The sequence below is a fragment of the Sorangium sp. So ce394 genome (assembly GCF_051474665.1).
GTDB lineage: Bacteria > Myxococcota_A > Polyangia > Polyangiales > Polyangiaceae > Sorangium > Sorangium cellulosum_D.
Map to the genome: position 1 here is coordinate 10196007 of NZ_CP150339.1, position 18762 is coordinate 10214768.

The window sequence follows — 18762 nt, forward strand, 5'->3', positions numbered from 1 at the left end:
CGGTTCGAGCTCTCCACGGCCCTGTCCTCGTCGCCCGGTCCCCCCCCGGACAAGGGCTCGTCCCCTCGGCGGGCAGCGCTACTTGTAGAACACGTTCACGATCATCGTGTTCACCCCGGGCGCGGAGGTGTTGTTGTCGGACGCGGCGGCGGTCGCGCCGATCCCGATGCCGTTCGTGAACGCGATGCCGTTCGTGTGCTCGGCCGAGATCACCTGCCCGGCCGGCACCATGAGCGTCAAGGCAGGCTCGGTCGTGCCGACGGTCGGGGTCCCCGCCGTGTTGTAGAGCTTCACGAACGCGACGCTAGAGCCCCAGTTGGCCAGGTGCCAGCCGAACACCTGCCCGGGGGAGCTCTTCACGCTCTGCCCCGTGTCGCTCAGGCTGACGTTGCGGTAGACCGAGAGCCCACCTGCGGTGTCCGGCTTTACATGGACCGCGCCGACCGTGTTGGCGCCGGCCGGGAGCGACCCGACCAGGCCCACCGGCAGCGGATTGTTCTGCGAGACGTCGACGGCGGTGCCGTCCACGCCCGTCTGCACCTTGGCGCGCAGGACGTGGACGCCGAGGATCTCATCGGTGGCGAGGAGCGTGCCCGCGCCCTGAGGAAGCGTGATGTTGTCCGACATGGTCGTTGACTCCTTGGTGTTCGATCGCGGGGTCCGTCCTCTACGATTGCGACGTTTGCGGCCGCTGCTCGGTGCGGTAGTCGCAGAGCAGATAGATGTCCTGCAGCGTGTGGTTGAGCCGGTTGTCCGTCCTGAGCTTGTCCGCTATCGCGCTGACCTCGGCGCTGGTCACGCGGAGCGTCCAGGTACCGAGATCCCACGAGCCGCCGGGCGCGGTCGGGCTCAAGGTGACGCTCTTGCCCATATTGCACTCGCCCTCTCCCAGGTAGTTCGGGAGCGAGAGCGCAGTCACCGCGGCCCCCGGCGGCGTCACGTGGCCGCTGAGCGTACCTCCACTCGAGTAGAACTTCTCGCCGCTCCACCGCGCATAGAAGGTGACGCTCGTCAGCACGGTCTTCTGCGTCGCCGGCGCATAAGGGAACATCTCCGGCGTGAGCGGGATCGAGAGCTCCTGGGGCGCGCTCGAGCTCGCCGGCGCCATGAACCTGGCCCACTCGGCCGGCAGCTCGGAACGCAGGCTGAGAAGCCGATACCGCCTCGGCGGGTGTCCATCGTAGTAATTGTTCGCCGCTCCCGCGAGGGTGCCGCTCGGGCGCGCCGTGTACCGGATGTGGAGGATCACGTCGCTCACCGCCGCGATGTCGAAGCGGTTGTTCGCCGCAGGGAGCTCGATCGTGTAGGTGCCGAGCACGCCCGCGCCCTCGAAGGGGAGATACCGCTCGTCGCGCAGGTTCGTCTCGAACAGGCCCGCGTCGTTCACCCCGTTGCTGGTCGTGATCACGTTGGTGACCGGCACGAGATCCGTTCGGAAGTTCGTCGGATGCGCATAGGAGTCGCTCACCTGCGCCATGCTGCGCACGCTCGTGTTGCTCAGCGTGAGCGTGCAGCTGACGCCCGCGTACGGGCCGGTCACGGTCGGGATCGTGACGGCGACCGACTTGATGCGCCGGAAATAGTGGCCCGGGTAGTCGAGATCGAACAGCTCCTCCTTCAACTCCACGTCGCAGGTGCCGGTCTCGCGCAGCCGCAAGAGCTGCTCGGGCGCGACCTCGGCGAGCGAGACGTGCTTCACGAGCTCCGCCTCGCGCGGCGTCTGCTCCAGGAACGCGACCTCCAGGCGGCGGAGGTCGTGCTGGAGCCGCTCGCCGGCGAGCAGGCCCTGCTTCAGGCTGTCCCAGGCGCCGAAGCGCACCATCGCGGGCGTGCCGTCGGACGTGCCGAGCTCGAACCGGAGCGCCCGCTCCGCCCGCTTCGCCATGTCGTAGGCCAGCGTGTACGTCTGGTAGTGGACGGTCGACAGCTCCGCCACCATCCAGTCGTACAGCTCCTCGGTCGTGCGCTTCCTGTCCTGGAGGAACTCGAGCACCTCGTGCGCCTGCTCGGTCTGTCGATCGTGATTCTTGAGCTCCACCTCGGCCACCGCGGCGCGGATCTTCGCGGCGACGATCTGCTTCTCGAGCCCCTGCATCTCCTTCGCCGCGAGCCGCTCCTGCAGCGCCCATTCCTCGGCGCGCCGCTCGTATCCGGCCAGCGTGGAGGCGATCGACGCACCCTCGCGCAGCGCTCCGGCGACCATGGAGAGCACGTTCGACGCCGCCTCGATCGGAGCGCCCGAGGCCTGCCCCCCGATCGTGGTGAGGGCGACCGGGCTCCCGAACGCGCCGGCGCCGCCGAACGTCACCGGAGGGATCGCCTCGACGCCGGGCGCAACGGCGGCGACCGCCTGCGCCACGAGCCCGAGCTCCATGCCAAAGACGCTCATGGCCAACGCCGCCTGCTCCGCCGCGCTGATCCGCGGCAGGTTCGCGTAGTGGTCGCGGCGGAGCTGCGCCGTCTCGAGCGACCGCTCCAGCGAGGCGACGGTCGCCTGGGCCTCCTTGACCTGCTGCGCCTTGACCTCGCGCACCGCCGCGAGCAGCTCGACCTCGTGGCCCGAGCGCAGCCGCGCGATCGCCTCGCCGTCCTTCTTCTCCATGGCGGCGAGCAGCGCGGCGCCGAGCCCCGCGACCGCGCCGCAGAGCTCCATCGCCTTCGCGTGCAGCAGCTGGAAACGGTAGGGGAGCCGCGGGGAGCTCGCCTCGCTCAGCACCGTCGTGAGGTCCACGCCGAGCGCCCTCGCCTGCACGAGCAGCATCGGATCGATCGGCGGCTCGAACAGGGGCAGCGTCCGGACCACGCCCGCGATGCTCATCGAATGTCGGATCTTGAAGAGCCGATCGGCGACCATGTCCCACATGCCCGAGAGCCCCTCGTCGCGGGGCAGGCAGAAGTAGAGCTCTCCGAGGTCAATCGCCCGCTCGGAGAACGTGCGGCGCAGCAGATCCATCAGCGAGCTGGCCACGAGGCTCTCCGCCTCGACGCGGGACCGCGACGCGATCACCGGGTCGGAGAGGTCGCCGAGCCCGAGCGCCTCGAGCTGCCAGTAGTTCCGCGGCGTCACCGCGTCCTTCCGCTCGATGCGCACCGGGCGCCGGCCGAGGAGGTTGCCGGCCAGGATGTACAGCTGCGTCGCCTCGTTGAGCGACTCGATGGTCTCGCGCCGGAAGAGCTGATCGCCCCAGGCGATCAGGTTCTCGACGTACTTCATCACCACCGCCTTCTGGTAGGCGATCGGCCGCATCCGCGCGACGATGTGCGGATTGAACGGGTCCTTCCGCCACGCCTCGATCTGCGCGACGAGATCGACCTTCTCCGGCTCGTCGTCCTGGGTCGTCAGGAGCGAGCTCAGCAGCCTGGCCATCGTGCCCTGCTGCGAGGGCGACAGATCCCGGATCTCCTCCTCGATCGAGGCGAGATCCCTGTTCTCGCGGAACGGCCGCACGTTCCAGAAGCGCTCGGGCGACGGGGCCGGATCGCCCGTGGTCGGGTCGAAGATGAAGTGGAACCAGCGCTGTGCCTCGGCGTGCCGGCCGCTCTGCATCAGCCGCAGGGCGATGAGCAACGGCGCGTGGAAGAACAGCTCCCAGTTGTAGAGCGAGTACGCGCCCTGGAACGAGAAGTCGACCTCCTCCTTCGGATACGGCGTGAGCACATTGGCGGGCTCCGGGGCGTAGCGCTCCTCGAAGAACTCGCGGGAGCTGAGCTGGAGCGGCTTGGGCCGGTGGACCGACCACTTGAGCAGCCCGTCCACCCCGGCGCGCTGCAGCTCCTTGCGGAACAGGCAGACGTAGGGGTGATAGAAGGACGTGAACCGGTATCGCTTCGCGTCTTCGTGGACGTGCGCGAGGCGAATCAAGATGGGCGCCTCCCTCGCCCAGCCGGCCGCCGCCGGCCCCGCGCGCATGGCGAGCACGGCATCGTTCTTGGCGACGTCGCCGTACGCCGTGATCCCGGGCTGGACGTTCACGGTATACCATTCGGTGTGCGCGGTCAGGACGAGCTCGGCGAGGAACGTCGAGCTCGCGTCCTTGTAGAAGAAGAACGGCGCGCCGTCCCAAGCGCTGTCGTCCCTGGACCCACTGCCGATCTCGCGGGGAATGAGCGCGCGGTACGGGATGCTGTAGCCGAACAGCCTGATCCAATTTTGGAGGCCATTGAGCCTGATCGGAACGAACAGCTCGGTCGGACCAGCGAGGACCACGTGCTGCCCCCGAAAGACGGTGTCCCCGGGGAACGCCGGATAGAAGTCCTTGGACTCTACATAAAGCCTGCTGAAATCAGTGCCCTCCAGCGACCCGCAGGCGTTGTGCGCGAAGTACCCGAGGCGAGTGCCGACGCGGGCCGGGATGTGTATCGCCGCGATGCGGGGCGGCTCCTGCGCGTCGCCGCGCTCCACGAACAGCGAGATGAAGTCGGGGTCCCCAGGCGACTGCAGCGTCACCTCCGAGCCGCCGCTCATGCGGCGCGCGCCCCACGCGCCGTTGCGGCGCTCGCTCCATGCGAGGCGGACGTAATTGCTCGTCTCCGCCTTCTCACCCGCGCCGTCGGGCATCTGCTGGGGCGGCACGGCGCGCTCCTCGATGATCGCCCAGAACAGGTGCGGACGACGATCCACCACGTTGAGCAGGACCCTGTCCCCCTCGATGTCGAGCTCGATGGGCTCCCAGGGGGTCCAGGACAGCCCGTCCACCCGCGTGCGGTAGAAGTACTTGTACGGCTGGGCCGCGGTGCGGCCGACGACGTGGAGCACGTCGATGGGGAGGTGCGTCGTGTCGCCATCTTCCTGCTGGTGGAACGCGGACACGATCTCGAGGTTCGCGACCTCGTCGAGCTTGTCGAGGTACCGCTCGAACGCGCGCTCCGCGGCGTCGTCGGTGATGTCGTTCTGCCGGAGCTCGTTCTCGAGAGCCTTGAAGAACGGCGACTTGTCGTCGCGCAGCGACGGGTCGAGGTACATCTCCGGCTGGAGCAGGACCTTGCGGCTCGCCTCCCAGACGCGGTAGCTCTTGCGCCACGCCCACTCGCGCGCCGCCTCCTCCGGGAGCGCCAGCTCTGCCTCCAGGTTCAAGAACGCGCGCTGCACGAACGTCTGCACCGAGCCGATGGCCTGCTTCAGGCGCGAGGTGATCACCGCGGGGCTCGTCTCGACGTCCACGAGCAGGTTGGCGAACAGGTCGTCGCTGTCCTCGTATCCTCGCTTCGCCACGAGGTACGCCACCAGCGACGACCTGAGCCGCTCGCGCAGCACGTCGCGCAGCGGCGGCGCCACCCTGGCCCAGTCGGCGTCGGAGTACTTCGCCTTCGCGGCCCGGACGACGCTCTCGACGGGCACGGGGCCGTCCGCCACGATCGCGCTCTCCCACGCGAACGCCTGGGCGGCCGATACGCCGAGCCGCTTCAGCATCACCATCACGCGACGCACGAGCCCGACGGCATAGACCTGCTGCGAGGAGGCATCCGGGTTGAGCAGGATGTTGCGGACGCTGAGCACCTCCGCCACGTCGACCGCGGGCCAGCCCATGGCGGCGGCCACGTCCGCGGGCTCCTCCTCGAACAGGCTCACCAGCGACGGGTTCGGCCCGACGAGCTGGGAGCGGAGCGCGACGAAATCCACGAGCTGCTCCCAGCGCTCGAACCACGTCGAGCCGGTGTCGTTGAGCTCGGCGCGCGGCAGCTGGTCGAGGTTGATCACCGGCCAGTCGTGGGCGAACAGCACGTCGATCTCGTCGGCGCTCAGCCCGAGCTGCTGCACGAGGGCTGCGGCCCTGGCCAGGTGCCGGTAGGCGGCGAGCTGCGCGGCGCGCAGGCCGAGGTCCTCGAGCGACGGCGGCGGCGAGGCGGGCAGCTCGTCGGGCAGCGAGAACGCGCTGCCGAGCGGCGAGCTGCCGTTCTCGTCCGTCTGGGTCAGGATGTCCGTGAGCAGCAGGTGCATCGACCGCGCGTCCAGCTTCAGCGCCGCGGCGAGCGTGTCCTCGACGAGGGCCGCCTCGGCCTCGCTGTCCAGGCCGCCGTTCTTGCCGCGCAGCGCCAGCAGCGCGCCGAACATCTGCTCGAGCACGGGGGTCGCGGCCTCGTCCGTGACGGCGATCCGCGCGCGCGGGGACGACCGCATCCGGAAGATGACCTCGAGGTCGGCGGGCGACAGCCCCGAGCGCCGGACGCGCTCGACCGTGTCCAGGAAGCGCAGCGTGCGCTCGGGGTCGTCGGCCTCGAACGGCTTGTAGGCGCTCAAATTGTAGATGACGAGGAAATCGGACAGCGACAGCCGCGCCGCCCGCGCAAAGGTCACGATGCGGTGGAGCTTCGCGAGCGCCTCCAGCGCGGGGACCGCCTCGGTCATGGGGACGAGGACGGGGAGACCGAGCCCCGAGTTCTCGGTGAGCAGCGCCAGCTCCTCCCGGCTGATGCGCAGGCCGGCGAGGATCGCTGGCGTGTGGCCGGTGAGCAGGTCGGCGGCCGAGAGGCCGGCGACGCTCGGCAGCGCGAGCGCGGCGTCGACCGGGTTGGTCACGGTCCTGTTCTGGAAGAGCTGCTCGTAGAACGAGGGCGTCTCGCCGGCATCGCGGCGCTGGGTGTCGAGCGGCCCGAACCAGCTCGCGAGCACCGCGATCGGCAGCGAGATGCCCCGGTCGGCGCGCAGCGCCTGGATCACCGCGATCACGCGGAGCGCGCGGTTGTTCACGAGGTCGGTGCCGCTGGGCGCGCACGCGGCCAGCACCTGATCGAGCTCGCGGATCGACCAGCCGAGGCGCAGCCGGAGCCGCAGAAAGCGGTGCAGAAAGTCCAGGTCGGTCAGATCGCCGCTCAGGCCGCCGATGGTCTGCTCCTCGATCTTGCAGCTCCCCGCGGGCGCGATCGTCGGCGACCCGAAGCGATGGAGCACGGAGGTCTCGAGGAGATCGCGCAGCTCGTCGTAGGACAGCCCCGAGCGCTTGAGGAACACCGGCACGTTGAGCAGCCCGCCGGGGACCACGCTGACGCCCCAGGCGCTCGCCAGGGTCACGCCCGAGATCGGCTCACCGCGGATCAGCCGGAGCTCGCGCCATGAAAGCCCGAGCCGGAAGGCGGCCATGTTCTCGGGCTCCAAGCTCTCCGGGCTGTGCCAGCTCGACCTCAGCTCGGACATGAACGCGTGCAGGGGCACGCCGAGGTGCTCGAGATAGACGCGCGCCTCGTGGAGCCGGTGGTGATACGGCAAGCTGAGGGGGAAGTCGCTCCTCGAGAGGCGCTCGTAAGCGTCCTCGTGCCATTCCTCCTCGCCGCTGGGCGGGTTCGGCATGGCCGCGAGCTCCTCGGCGGTGCCGACGGTCGCGATGTGCTCCGGGAAGGCGGGCGGGGCCTCGTTCTGCTCCGGGGTCTCGCCCACGAAGGCGTGGACGAGGATCTCGTTCACCAGGTCGACGTACGGCAGCGGCGTGTCGGCGTTCTCGCAGGTGAGGTCGATCCGGCCGATGTCCGGGCGCCGCCCGGGGAGCGACGGCGTCGCGCCCGGCGCGCTGCCGAGGAGCAGCTCCTTCGCGGTCCACTTGGTGCTGCCGCTCTTCGTGACCTCGGAGTAGTAACGATCGAGGAAGTGGAGGAGGTCGACGAGGTACGCCGCCGGGCCGTAGACCGAGGCGCAGTGCGCGCACGCGCACGCGTCGGTCGAGCCGAAGAGCTCCTCGTAGGTCGCGAAGTCTGGCGCCGCCTGGCTCGCGCGGCCCGCGGGGTCGGGCAGGACGTGGGCCGAGCTCTGGTTGAAGGGCGTGCCGAACTTGAGCGCCAGCGCGAGCGCAACATCGGAGACGGCGGTCGCCTTGTCGTAGATGTCGTCCGCGATCTCGGAACCTCCGAGGGCAGCGCCGAACTCGGCGCCGAACCGGAGCCGGCCGCGGCGGGCGATCTCCCGCGCCGACTTGAGCCCGCCGTCGAGCAGCACCTTCGCCTCCTCGTACTTGGGTGTCAGCTTGTACAGCCGCTCGACCGCCTTGAGCTCGCGCTTCGCGGCGGCGGGGTTGGAGAGCCCCGTGAACGCCCCCGGGTTCGACGCGATGAAGTGGCCGGCGCGCGTCTTGCCGAGCTGGAACGAAGGATTGTTGTTGAAGAACGTCGGCAGCTCGCTCCCGCCGACCCCAGCGATCGCGGACGCGACCGCCTTCGACGGGAACGCCACCTCCAGGGCGCGCCGGATGACCTTGGCGTAGGTCGCGCGCCGCTCGGCCACCGTCGCGCCGGGCGTGTCGTCCGGGGTGTTGATGGGCGAACCGTTGCGCTGGAGGGCGAAGATCGCGATCCAGTCGGCCTCGCTGTAGGCCGCGAGGTCCTTGAGGTCATTGAACTGGTTATCGTGCCAGCGATCCCACAGCTCCGAGATGAGCGGGAAGTGATAGCGCGTGAGCGCGCCCAGCTGCAGCAGGAGCTTGAGCCGCGGGATGAGGAGCGCGCCCTCGCCCTGGTACGCGGGCAGGGACGCGAGGTGGGTCCAGAAGGCCTCGGGCGTGCCATCGAACGCCATGTACTCGGCGATGAAGTCCTGCGTGTAGGCCCCGCCCAGCTCGAGATCGAGGAGCTGACCGAGATTGCAGGTCATCCCCGCGGGCGGCGCCTCCGTGGCGAGGTCGACGGCGGCCTGGGTGAGGAGATCGACGATGCTATCGCTGACCTCGCGGCCGACGATGTTCGCCGCCTTCGCCTCGTCGAGCACGCGGCTCAGCGTGGCTTTCGGGTACGAAAGGAGCCCGCGCTTGGTGGTCGGCAAGCCCATGCGGACGAAGGGGTAATAAGGCTCGGCCGACTCGTTGACGCCGACGGACGTCATGAGGGACTCGGCCCCGACGAGCGCCTCGACCTGCCCGCGCTCCACCTCGGTCGCCTTCGCGATGAAATCGACCTGCTCGCCCTGGAGGTCTCCGAGGAACACCCCCTGCGTATGGGCCGCGGTGCGGGACTTGACCTGCAGCAGCTCCGAGGGGCCGCGGGCTTCCTGGTCCTGGCTGGTGACCAGGTCGACGATCGCGGTCGACGGGGCGCGGACGATCAGCGCGGAGCGGCCCAGCTCCTGGTTCGACCCGTTGTAGACGATCACCCGGAGATCCGGCCGTTGCTTGCCGGACGGCAGGATGGTCGAATAGGAGATCTTGTAATGACCCGACGCGTCGGTCGCCGACGAGCCGATCTCGCTTTGTGACGTCAGCTTCACGTCGTAGGCGCGCACCATCAAGTTCGCGACGGCCGCGCCTTGCTCGTTCCGCACATTGCCGCGCACGGTCGCGGTGGCCGGAGCGCGCTTGGTCGAGGTCAACGCGAGGTCCACCTCGATCCGGAGGGTGACCGGTGTCGGCGACAACTTCCATTGCGTGTAGCGCGTGACGTACTCCTCGTTCCCGAGCGCGAACGCGCGGAGCGCGGCCACCGGCTCCCGCCCCTGGAAATGACGATCCACGTCGTCCTGATCGAGCGATATCTCGAAATCGCCGTTCTGGTTGGTCACGGCGACGGCGACGAGATCCGTGTTGACCTCCGCGCTGTCCCACGCCTCGACACGCACACTACCGACGCCCCGTTCGCTCTTGGCTCGGACGACCCGACCGGAGAGTTTGTACTTTCTCATGCGAGCTCCCTTCGATTCCATGGTCAAGAACCACCCAAGTGGCGCAAGTTTCAGCCGCCGCGGTCGATGCGCCTTGTCGCCGACCGGGAGCAGCGGAGGAGACGACGGCGAGAGCCGCCCCTGGAGCGAGCGGCGGGCGGATCGCCGCGCCGCTCGCTCCGCGCGCCCCCCCTCTCGCCCATCCGCGAGGAATCAGCTGTTTCCTATCGATCCCCTGTTTCAATCCTCGCGAGCGCCAGCGAGCCGCCGCCGACGCGCCTGCAGGACGTGATTTGAACTACCACGGAGCGTCTCGTTGAAAAGCTCGAAACACGTTCCCGACATACGGTGATCCCGGGGTAGCTCCACGCCTCGCGCGCGACCGACGAATGCCTGTTTTTTGCTGTCGCCGGACGAGCGCGGCCGCATGGCTGCGGCCATGAGCTCACGCACGCATGGAAGGCGCGGTGTCGTCTGACGCACACGCACCCATGACGCGCCCTCACCGGCGCCTCGCGCACGGCGTCACGTCGCCCCGGTCACACCCCGGCGACATCTCGCGCGCGCCACGTCATCTCCTGGCCATGGCCGCAGCTCTTCGACTACACTCGTGGGTCCCCTTCCGCGAGGCTCCATGCGCGGCGTTCCCACCGCTTTCGTTGTGCTCCTCTCTCTCTCTGTTGCGTTCGCCGCGTGCGACCAGGCCGCTCCTCCCACCGAGGCCCCGCGCGATCCGGCCGCCGCCCAGCCGCTCGTCGCCACGGCGGCCCCGGTGATCGCCGCCGTCACCTGGCCGCCGGCCGCCTCGGTCGACCGCGGCGCGCTCGCGGCGCTGCCCGAGGCGGCGGCCCACGCCGCCAGGATCTCGCAGGTCCCGGTGCTCGTGCCGCCCCGGCCCGAGCTCCTCGCGGCGCCGGTCCTCGTGGCCAAGGAGCACTGGACGTCGTTCTGGGCAAAGACGGAGTCGATCACCGTCTCGCTCACCATGACCCGCCTTGAGCGCAAGTATCCAGGTATTCCACCTTTCCAACCAGCCCACGCCGTGCGCGGGGCGCCCGCGCTCATCACGGCGAACGAGGGCATCTGGACCGCGTCGTGGATCGAGAACGGCGTCACCTACGCCCTCGACGTCGAGTGCGCGTCGCCGGAGGCCCCGCCCTGCGCCTCGGATGCGCTCCTCCGCGAGCTCGCCGCGGAGCTCGTCTACGTGGGCGGCGTCGGCGCGAAGACGGCGGGAGACAGGCCATGAGCGCGCCGCTCCACCCTCCCCGCCTCCGTCGCCGCCGCCCCGCCGCGCCGGCCCCGCTCGTCGCCGCGGCGGCGCTCGCGCTCGCGCTCTTGCCGACCGCGGCCGCGGCCGATCCGTTCTCCTATCATCCGGCCGGCGAGCTCGTCCCCGGCTCGGGCGAGGGGCGCGCCGATGGCGTCGTGTACGCGCCCGCCATGCGCTTTCCCCTCGAGGAGGGCCCGGCGTTCGCCAACTCCCAGGTGTACAGCAAAGGGGGGAGCGCCGGCCCGCGCGGGGGGCAGTGCGACGCGGACAACTACGCCTATCCGTGGCGCGACAACTTCTGCGAGTCGCGGTCGTGGGCGATGCCGCTCTGCCCCTCCGGGGCGGGACACCAGGGGCAGGACGTCCGGCCGCCCACGTGCGAGGCGGGCAAATACTGGGTGGTCGCGGTGGCGGACGGCATCATCACGAGCATCGGCGGCTACTCCGTGTACCTGACCGGCGAGGACGGGACTCGCTACGACTACCTGCACATGTCCGATGTCCAGGTCTCGGTGGGACAGGGCGTGTCGCGCGGCGAGCGCATCGGGAAGGTCTCCAACGTGTTTGGCGGCACGCCGACGACGATTCACCTGCACTTCAACGTGCGGCAGTCGTTGAGCGGCGTCGGGCTGGTGTATGTGCCGCCCTACAGCTCGCTCGTGGCCTCGTACCAGGCGCTCCTCAACGAGCCCCCCGAGGGCGCCCTCGAGACCGCGGGCTGCGACGGGATCCGCGGCTGGACCCACGACCCGGACGCCGCCGAGGGCGCGCCGGGCAGCGCGCGGCTCTATTTCGACGCCGCGGCGACGGACGCGGGCGCCGAGGGCCGCCCCCTCGCCGCGGACCGGCCCCGGGACGACCTCTGCGCGCCGCTCGGCTCCTGCGCGCACGGCTTCGAGGCGCCGATGCCGCTCAGCCTGCTCGGGGGCGAGCACGCGGTCCACGCCTACGGCGTCGACGCGCTGAGCGGCGAGGAGGTCGAGCTCGAGGGCAGCCCGAGGGCGCTCGCGTGCCCGCTCGAGCTGCCGGACGGCGTGCGGCGGCCGCTCGACGGCGCCGGGGCGCTGGACGCCTGGCGGTTCTCGCGGTTCTGGGACGTCGCCAGCGCGCCGGACGCGGCGCTCGAGGCGCTCCCCGAGGGCGACGCGTTCCCGCCGTCGCCGCTGCTCGTGCGCGGCGACGACGGCGGGGCGTCCGTGTGGCTGGTCGACGGCGCCGCGCGCCGGGCCGTGCCGGACGCGGCGGCCGCCGCCGCGTGGCGGCTCGATCCGGACGAGGCCGTCGTGTGGCCGGCGGCGCGGCTCGCCGCCCTGCCGCTCGGCCCGGCGCTGCCGCCGCGCCCCTTCCTGGCGCAGGGCTCCGGGCCGGCGCTCTACGTCATCGACGCGCTCGTCGAGGCGCCGCCGCCGGGCGAGGGCGCCGGCGGGGCGACCGGCGGCTCCGGCGGCTCCGGCGGCGCGGCGGGCGGCGCAGGGGGCGCCGCGGACGACGGGCCCCTCATGAACGGCGGCGTCCACGGCGAGCTCGGCTGCGCGTGCGCCGCGGCCGGCGCGGGCGGCGCGGGCGGCGCGGCGGCGCGCTGGCCGCTCGGGCTCTTCGCCGCGGCGGCGGCGCTCGGCGCGGCGCGGCGGCGCGCGGCCGGGCGCGTCAGCCCTCGTGGATCTTGATCCCGGGGATGCTCCGGAGCGGGCTCGCGTCGTCGACCCGCGAGCCCTCGAGGTACACGTTCTTGAGGCTCTTGAGCTCCCGGAGCGGCGACACGTCGCTCACGCGCGTCCGCTTCATCTGGAGCATCTCGAGCTTCTTCAGGCCGGCGAGCGGGCGCAGGTCCGTCACCTCGGTCTCGTCGATCTGGAGCTCGGTCAGGTTGGTGAGGCCGGCGAGCGGGGTGAGGTCCTCCACGGGCGTGCGGCCGATGTCGAGCCGGTCGAGCTTGACGAGCCCGGCCAGCGGGGAGAGGTCCTTGACCAGCGTCGCCGAGACGCGCAGCGACTCCAGCCGGAGCAGGCCCTTGATCGGGCGGAGATCGTCGATCTTGCCCGGCGGCAGGTAAAGCCCTTTGACGCCCGTGAGCTCGGGGAAGAGGCAGGGATCGAGCTCGTCGAGCCCCTGCGCGTCGGACAGGTTCATGGTCTTGATGTTCTTGAGCTCGGCGCGCTTGATCGGCCCCTCGGGCTTCTGGAGCTGCTGCCGCACCCTGGCCTCGAGCGCCGGATGCGAGAAGGTCACCGGGTCGCTCTTGGTGCACACGACCTCCTTCTTCGGCGGCGCCGGCGCGCTGGCCGCGGGGCTCGCGGCGGGCGTCGCGGCGGCGGGCGCCTGCGCGGCGGGGGCGGCGGAGGCCGCAGGGGCGGCGGGCTTCTTGGGCTCGTCGCAGCCCAGGAGGGAGATGGCGAGGCCAAGGGAGGCAAGGACCAGGGGGCGAATCATCGCGGCGATGATACACGAGACGGCGAAAGAAAACCGCCGCCCGCAAAGCGCCCTCACGGCGCCAATCGCCGAGCTCCGACAGGGCCTCCGCGCCCGCAGCGGAGATCGCGTGGACGCGAATCGACTCCGAGCGTCAATCTTCGATCAGGACGGAGTCATCGTCGACACCGTCGTTGGTTGCGCATGGGTTGCGCACCGGCGCGCTCGCTACAGCGGCAGGAGCAGGAGCCCTTGCCGGGCGTCGAGCTGCTCCGCGAACCACTCCCGGTGACGCCGCTCCACCGCGAGCGACTGCCGGAGGAGGTCCCGCGCGCGGTCCGAGAGGCCTTCGCGCGACGATATCATCCTCTCGTAGGCGGCGCAGCTGTCTTCCTCGTAATGCCTCATCGCCTCCAGGATGGCGCGTTCTCCGGCCATCCCGTTCGTCAGCGCTTTGCTCTTCAGCTTGGGCCGGACGGCGCTCTCGACGGGCGGATCGCCGAGCTCGTGGGCCAGGGCGGCGAGCTCCTCGAGGTGGCGCTCGTGATCGCTCAAGAAGATCGCCAGCCGGCTCTTGTCGCCTGGGCGGCTCATCCGCGAGAGGGCCGCTCGGAGCGCGTCCACCGCGGACCAATTGAGCTCGATCAGTTCAGTCAAGGACCCGATGAACGCGGCCTCGCCGCCGATCACGGACGCCATGGAATATCGCTCCTCTCGACCCGGAAGCTGCGCCGCCCGGGAAGAGGGACGTGGGCGGGTGCTTCTCCAGGTCTTCGATGCTCGCAAGCCCGGTGCCGGAGCCCGCCTGTGCAGCGGCTATCCATCGCGCGGCGCGCGCCGTCCAGGAACAGCGCGCCTTCCACGCTCGTCGACGGGCGGCCGTGCCCGCGACGGCCTCTCCGGGCCCCGCGCGCACGGCGGATGCGAAGACGCAGCCCAGATCGAGGCCGCGCGGCGCGCGCCGGGCCAGGACGGAGCCGTGGAACGCCGAGGGCGCAGGCAGCGTGATCGCGCCGGCCGGAGCGGCGCGGCCTGAGCGCGTCCTGGACGTGAGCGCGCCTCGGCCTGGAGGAGCGCGGAGGCCGCGCCGTCGAGGTCGGGAGAGGGGGAGGTGCTCGGTGGAAGGGAGAGGGCGGGCAGCCCCAGCGAAGGGGGCGAGGCTACTTCTTGCCGAAGAGGCCGCCGAGGGAGCTCGCGAGGCCGCCCACGTCCAGGTTGGCGATGGCGGGGGCGGCGGCGCCGAGCGCGGTGTCGACGTGGGCGGCGAGCGGAGCGGGGAGCTTCGCTTTGAGGAAATTGACCACCGTCTCCACGGCCACGCGCGCCTTGTCTTCCGAGATGCCCACCTTCTCTGCGACCTGTCGTACGAGCTCGTCCATGGCCTCGACGCTCATCCTTTCTGCGCGCCACCCGCGCATCCGGGGAGAGCATCCACGCGCCGATCGGCGCCGGCAAGAGAATTCCGCGCCCGGCGGCGCGGGCTCAGGGCTGGAGCGGCGGCGCGAGACAATCAATCACGTCCCATCCCCCCTGAATCGGCGTCACGCAGCGCGGATATCGCTCTGGAACGGGGAGAGGTTCTCCGGGAACAGGAGCCACGCGAAGAGGCAGCGCACCTCGAAGGTCTCGTCGGCCGCGATGGCCGCGAGCGTGGGGTCGAGCTCGTCGATCGCGTGCCCTTCCCAGACGAAGCCCGGCACGCCGCGCGCCCGGCTCACGAGCCCGCCGGTCTGCCGCTGGTCGCGCGCGCGGAAGCAGCGGGAGAGCGCCATGTTGACCGCCGCCGTGAAGTCGGGCCGGTGCGCGATGCGCTCCGGCAGCGCGACGCGGTCGAGGCCGGCGGACCAGCAAAGCCAGCAGAGGGCGGCCCACTCGGCGCGGACCCTTCGCATCAGGAGGGAGACCGGCAGGGCTCCCGGGTCGAGCGTCTCGTCCACGGTGAGCTCGACGGTCTCCACGCCATTCTCCGTCTCCTCGGTCAACGTCGCCTCGGTCCGCGCGAGCTCCACCGGCCCCTCCGGCAGGAGGTGCGACAGGTCCGGCGGGAGCCACGGACACGGCTCCGCGCCCGACAGGCCGCGCTGCACGGCCTCGCGCAGGCGCATCAAGCGGGTGGCGTAGACCTGGATCTTCTGCCGGACCTGCTCGATCGGCTGGCCGACCTCGACCTCGACCGACGCGTCGCCCGGCACCGGATCGATGGCCTGGCGCGCCGGCCAGAAATCGAGCGCCGCGAACAGCACCCGCACCACCGTCCTGAGGTGCTCGGCCACGGCGGGCGCCTCGGGCTCGATGCGATCGGCGTCCTCGAGCACGCCGCGCGTGTCGCCGAGATCGAGACGCAGGAGCGCGCGCGTGATGCAGGTCGAGCGGCGCTCGGGCTCGAGCAGCAGCGCCGCCTCGACGAGCGAGAGCGCGACGCGGCGCGAGCCCGGAAAGGCGGCGGCGAGCTTGCGGTAGGCTGCGCTCGGCGCGGCGCCGAGCAAGAGCGCGTCCAGGGCGGCGAGCGCGGTCGTGTCGGTCGCCTCGAGCAGCGCTCGCCCGCGTCGCTCCGCGATCTCGGGCCTTGGCTGCAGCGTCGCGGCGCGCAGGAGCTCGGCGAGCCGCTCGCGCTCGCCGCCGCGCGCCGCCGCGCGGGCCGCGGCGCAGCAGGCCTCGCGCGCGCGGCCTCCCTGCAAGAGCTCGCGCGCGAGGGCCCAGACGCGCTCGGCGTCCCACGCCGCGAGGTCCTCGGCGAGCGCGGGCGACGCGACGAGGCTGGCCTCGTCGAGGGCCGCGCCGAGCTCGCGCCGAACGACCGGCGCCCCGTCCGCGTCGAGCATCGTGAACGCTCCGACGGGGTGCCCGTGCGCGTACTGACCGCGCTCCTCGCGCACGCGCGGATCGGGGTACGGGCTCGCGTCCGGATCGGGGAACCAGCGGGTGGACGGGCCGTGCAAGCGCCCCTCGGGATCGAGGTGCCGCTCCTCGGAGGGGCGGCCCAGGGCGTCGTACTGGAGCTCGCGATAACGCGCTCCAGCGCGAACTTCGATCTCCTGAGCGGGCTTTCCCGCGGTCGTGAAGTAACGGTGGAGGGTCGCGGCCGAGGCTTCGTCCTCCTCGACGAGGATCCAGCGTTGCGAGCCCTGGTCGTAGTCCGCCGCTTCGGCGACGCCGGCGGGTCGCTCGGGCCAGCGGGAGCCGTCCGCGGAGATCGGGTGCCCCGCGCGGTCGTGAAAGACTTCGCGCAGGATCTGCCCCTGCCGAACCTGCGTTCGCAGCTCCCAGGCGCCGGGCGGCACACAGCACCGTCGCAGCCTGAGCTCGGTCGGGGCGTCGCTGCCGTACGCCACCACCTCGCCATCGAGCTGGCCGCCCCGGTAGCGCCCGCGCTGCGCGGGTTGACCGTTCGGGTGGAACACGGTGAACGGCCCGTCCTTCACCCCGTCCGCGTAGCAGCAGCGCGAGAGCAACGAGCCGTCGCTCGCGCGGTAGACCAGGTGCTCGCCGGAAGGGCGGCCGTCGGCGTCCGTCTCCCCGAGCTCGAACGTCCCTTGCGAGGGGTTGTACCTGGCTGCCGGCGGAATCGACGGAGGCCGCTCCGCTTCGTGGTGAGTCGTGGCGTCCACGCAGCGCAGTCTATCGGGTTTTGCGCCGAGCATGCGTCGGTTCATGCCCGGTGCAAAGATCCACGAAGCGCGGGTTCGGGCGAGCCTCCTCGCCGCGTGAGGATTTCCCCTCGGGCGCTGGATCCCACGGCGGGTGCCGGCGCGGCGCGCCGCGCGACGATCGGCGGAACGTCCTGGATCAGTTGATGAGGATACAGCCGATGTTCCTCGCCACCTCGTGGCACGAGGGCGTGGTTATCAGGCCGGGGATGCCCGTGCGATCCCGGCGACACGTCCCGTTCGGGAGCACGGTCAAGATCGCGTCGGCCCTGTACCCCGGAGGTCCCGACATCGTGCAGGAGTAGGAGAGGGCCGAAGCTGCCTCGCCGACCGACTCGTCATCGGAGGGGGTGTCCGCGAACACGGGGCCCGCCACGAAGCCGAGCGCCGTCACGAAGGCGAGACCGAGACCCAGGTGGACCTTGCGAAGAGTGCTCATGATGGTACCTCCCCTTTCGACCGAGGCGCAGCGCGCGCGATGCAGCGATGACGTCCTCGTCCCGTCGCGGGTGCAAACGAGATGCCTCGGACAGCGCTCCAGCGCTGCACAACCCGGCATCCTGCCCCGCCCGACACGCCCCCTCTGCCAGGAACCTCGGAATCAGCCGGTTGGCCTGATCATCCGGCGGTAGGCTCTCCATGGGGTTGCCGTCCTGCGTTCCCCGTCCTGCGTGTCCCGTCCCCCGTCTCCCGTCTTCGTGCGCGTCCCTCGTGCGCGTGCGCGTGCGCGATTCCCCGTAATCGGCGCGCACGCGCACGGAAGAGCGAAGACGAAAGACGAAAGACGAAAGACGAAAGACGAAAGACGGGATACGGGAGACGAAAGACGGGGACGGGCACGAGAGACGGAGGACGATGTGTCAGTCCCAGCGAAAAGCCGCTCTAGTAGGCGGCCCGCGTCGGTCTCCGGCGAGCTCCGGCTCGCAGACCCACGGGCACATCCATCATGATCCATGATGAGCCACGATGCGCCAGCCCGAGAGATCAGGACGCGCGTTGACGTGGTCGTGCGCTGTGTCCCGGCGCTGAATGCAGCGCCGGAAAGGGCTCGAGCCAGTGAGCACGACCCGATCGGGGCGGTCGGGTCACAACCCGGGTCGCCCGACCAGGGTTGGGCGTGCGCTCAGGCGCGGATTACAGAGATGAGCACAGTCCCTCGCCGTGCTTCGCGCAGTAGCTGAGCATGCATGCCGTGTGACGAATCCCCTCCGAGACGCATGTGCCGGTCTCGCAAACGCTGCGCTGGTCGTCGAGGCAGCCGATGTAGTCATCGAGCTCGCTCGTACAGTCGGTCACCTCGCTCTTTCTCTCCATGTCCGCGCACAGGCTGGCGCAATCCCAGGCTGGCCTCGGGGGCTGACTGGGGTCGAGCTCCTCTCGTCTCGTCCACATGTATCCGCAGCCTGCGTCATGCGCTTTCTCGCAGGTGCTCTCGCAGTCAGCCCCGCAGCCCATGATGAAGGCGCTCATCAGCGTCACGACGGACGCCACGAGCGCCGCGAGATCTGGCTTCATCATGAGAATATCGCACCATGGCGCGCGTCGGTGCGGCCAGCGCAGCATTCCGACGGGCACGCTGGCGTCATCGTGTGCGGCGATTCCAACGCTCGCCGCTGGTCGCCGGGCTTCCTCGATCGATCGCGCCGCGTTGCATGCCGCGACCGACGTCAGCTTCGCTCCGGAGAGCCTGGCGTCGGGAAGCTTCGCACCGGCGCGGTCGGCGCGGTCGGCGCGGTCGGCGCGGTCGGCGCGGGAGCGCCGGGTAGCATAAAACATCGCCCTGTCAACCACGGGCACGCCCCGCAGTTGGGGCTTGACGTTCCGAGACGTTTGGATTTCCTTCTCCCTCCGACGTGGCG

Annotated in this window: 10 protein-coding genes; 2 read left to right on the plus strand and 8 right to left on the minus strand. The window is 70.8% G+C overall.

Going from position 1 to position 18762, the window contains the following annotated elements:
• Positions 1-78: 78 nt before the first annotated feature.
• Complete coding sequence (locus WMF33_RS37630) at positions 79-627, minus strand: hypothetical protein (RefSeq protein WP_437333120.1); 549 nt, start codon at positions 625-627, stop codon at positions 79-81.
• A gap of 40 nt (positions 628-667) precedes the next feature.
• Positions 668-9595, minus strand: a complete 8928-nt coding sequence (locus WMF33_RS37635; protein ID WP_437333121.1) for a neuraminidase-like domain-containing protein — start codon at positions 9593-9595, stop codon at positions 668-670.
• Positions 9596-10235: 640 nt separating this feature from the next.
• Here WMF33_RS37635 and WMF33_RS37640 point away from each other — a divergent pair.
• Positions 10236-10823: a hypothetical protein gene (locus tag WMF33_RS37640; RefSeq protein WP_437333122.1), complete on the plus strand. Its 588-nt coding sequence runs from the start codon at positions 10236-10238 to the stop codon at positions 10821-10823.
• Positions 10820-12514, plus strand: a complete 1695-nt coding sequence (locus tag WMF33_RS37645) for a M23 family metallopeptidase (protein WP_437333123.1) — start codon at positions 10820-10822, stop codon at positions 12512-12514. The genes WMF33_RS37640 and WMF33_RS37645 overlap by 4 nt, the downstream gene beginning before the upstream one ends.
• On the opposite strand, the gene WMF33_RS37650 is transcribed toward WMF33_RS37645, so the two are convergent.
• The 6 genes from WMF33_RS37650 to WMF33_RS37675 all read right to left on the minus strand — a co-directional run bounded on the left by WMF33_RS37650 (position 12495) and on the right by WMF33_RS37675 (position 18700).
• Positions 12495-13277: a leucine-rich repeat domain-containing protein gene (locus WMF33_RS37650; protein ID WP_437333124.1), complete on the minus strand. Its 783-nt coding sequence runs from the start codon at positions 13275-13277 to the stop codon at positions 12495-12497. The genes WMF33_RS37645 and WMF33_RS37650 overlap by 20 nt on opposite strands.
• 207 nt (positions 13278-13484) lie before the next feature.
• Positions 13485-13955, minus strand: a complete 471-nt coding sequence (locus WMF33_RS37655) for a ferritin-like domain-containing protein (RefSeq protein WP_437333125.1) — start codon at positions 13953-13955, stop codon at positions 13485-13487.
• Between the two features lie 461 nt (positions 13956-14416).
• The gene (locus WMF33_RS37660) at positions 14417-14635 is read right to left on the minus strand and encodes a hypothetical protein (protein WP_044989269.1); all 219 of its coding nucleotides are present in this window, start codon (positions 14633-14635) and stop codon (positions 14417-14419) included.
• 162 nt (positions 14636-14797) lie between these two features.
• Positions 14798-16864 carry a hypothetical protein gene (locus WMF33_RS37665; RefSeq protein ID WP_437333126.1) on the minus strand — a complete coding sequence of 689 codons (2067 nt, stop codon included), beginning with the start codon at positions 16862-16864 and terminating at the stop codon, positions 14798-14800.
• A 178-nt stretch (positions 16865-17042) separates the two neighbouring features.
• The gene (locus WMF33_RS37670) at positions 17043-17342 is read right to left on the minus strand and encodes a hypothetical protein (protein ID WP_437333127.1); all 300 of its coding nucleotides are present in this window, start codon (positions 17340-17342) and stop codon (positions 17043-17045) included.
• Between the two features lie 695 nt (positions 17343-18037).
• Positions 18038-18700 carry a hypothetical protein gene (locus WMF33_RS37675; RefSeq protein ID WP_437333128.1) on the minus strand — a complete coding sequence of 221 codons (663 nt, stop codon included), beginning with the start codon at positions 18698-18700 and terminating at the stop codon, positions 18038-18040.
• Positions 18701-18762: the final 62 nt, after the last annotated feature.

What these genes read in the sequence shown, in the direction of transcription:
- WMF33_RS37635 (WP_437333121.1), bottom strand. Translation starts at nt 9,595, where the DNA reads ATGAGAAAGTACAAACTCTCCGGTCGGGTCGTCCGAGCCAAGAGCGAA.
- WMF33_RS37650 (WP_437333124.1), bottom strand. Translation starts at nt 13,277, where the DNA reads ATGATTCGCCCCCTGGTCCTTGCCTCCCTTGGCCTCGCCATCTCCCTC.
- WMF33_RS37660 (WP_044989269.1), bottom strand. Translation starts at nt 14,635, where the DNA reads ATGGACGAGCTCGTACGACAGGTCGCAGAGAAGGTGGGCATCTCGGAA.
- WMF33_RS37645 (WP_437333123.1), top strand. Translation starts at nt 10,820, where the DNA reads ATGAGCGCGCCGCTCCACCCTCCCCGCCTCCGTCGCCGCCGCCCCGCC.
- WMF33_RS37630 (WP_437333120.1), bottom strand. Translation starts at nt 627, where the DNA reads ATGTCGGACAACATCACGCTTCCTCAGGGCGCGGGCACGCTCCTCGCC.
- WMF33_RS37655 (WP_437333125.1), bottom strand. Translation starts at nt 13,955, where the DNA reads ATGGCGTCCGTGATCGGCGGCGAGGCCGCGTTCATCGGGTCCTTGACT.
- WMF33_RS37670 (WP_437333127.1), bottom strand. Translation starts at nt 17,342, where the DNA reads ATGAGCACTCTTCGCAAGGTCCACCTGGGTCTCGGTCTCGCCTTCGTG.